Origin of the sequence: Nibrella saemangeumensis, assembly GCF_039541915.1 — a bacterium.
Lineage (GTDB): Bacteria > Bacteroidota > Bacteroidia > Cytophagales > Spirosomataceae > Nibrella > Nibrella saemangeumensis.
Window position 1 is genome coordinate 1 of sequence record NZ_BAABHD010000020.1, and the last position, 1284, is coordinate 1284.

Below are 1284 nucleotides of genomic sequence, written 5' to 3' on the forward strand. Positions count from 1 at the left end.
CTGGCTGAACGCCGTCCTTATCGAGGCTACCGACCCACAGTTGAGGGCGGTGCAGGGTCTGTCCTTTGTTAAAGGGCTGGAGTTTAACGCCCCCCTGGCCAACGCGCGGCTCGGGATGAACAGCAACACGGCGGCACCTTATGCCGTTGCGGCAGCGAACCGTCAGGAAACACAAACGGATAAATTTGGCGAAATAGCTCCGCTCGCTTACGGGGCATCCCTGGACCAGGTTGCGCAGCTGGGAGCCGACCAGATGCACCTGAAAGGATACCGGGGTGAAGGAATGCTGATTGCTATCCTGGACGCTGGCTATCGTAACGCCGACCGCGTACCCTTCCTGCAGCCGTTGTTTCAGGAGAATCGCATCGTAGGTACCTACGATTTCGTCGCTAAAGAATACAGTGTGTATGAAGATGACTCCCACGGGTTATCGGTGCTGTCTACCATAGCCGGCACCTCAGAGAACATGCTGTACGGTACCGCCTTTAAATCCTCTTTTCTGCTGCTGCGGACGGAGGATGGCCGCAGTGAAACCCGTGTCGAGGAAGCCAACTGGCTGTTCGGTGCCGAGTATGCTGACAGTACCGGTGCCGATATCATTAACTCCTCCCTGGGCTACAACCGCTTTGATGGGGGCGTCAGCTATGCATACGAGGATCTGAACGGTCGTACTGCCCTGGCCAGTCGGGCCGCCCAATGGGCTGCCGAGGCCGGTATGGTCGTGGTGGTATCGGCAGGTAATGAAGGCAACGACCCCTGGCGCTACATCTCGGTACCGGCGGATGCAGAGCAGGTTCTGGCGATTGGTGCCGTAAACCGCCAGAAAGTACGGGCGCCATTTAGCTCGTACGGGCCCGCTGCCGGTGGACGCATTAAGCCCGATCTGGCCGCGGTAGGCTGGGGAACGGTTCTGGGTTCACCCGGTGGTACGGTGGTTATGGGGAACGGCACCTCATTTGCGGCTCCGCTGGTAGCGGGCTTAGCGGCAGGCTTCTGGCAGGCTCACCCCCGCCTGACCGCTGCTCAGGTAATCGACTGCCTGCGCCGGTCCGGTAGCCAATACAGTACTCCGGACGCTGAACTGGGTTTTGGTATTCCAACGTATGAGCGGGCAGTGCAGGTAGCTGCTGACAAGTACTCTCGATCCGTTTCTCCAAATGGTTTTTCAGGGGAGACCAATTAACCTATGGCAAAGAATAAATGGCTGCCCATTCTGATTGGGTTCTTCTTTTTCTCCGCCCTGTCACCAGACAGTCTGGCGCAGGCTACCGTTACCCCCGCCCG

The 1284-nt window shown here is 58.4% G+C and carries 1 protein-coding gene; it reads left to right on the top strand.

What is annotated here, in order from left to right; all coding sequences use genetic code 11:
* A partial coding sequence (locus ABD949_RS06785; protein ID WP_345241872.1) for a S8 family serine peptidase occupies positions 1–1183 on the top strand: 1183 nt, incomplete at its 5' end.
* Between the last annotated feature and the right edge of the window lie 101 nt (positions 1184–1284).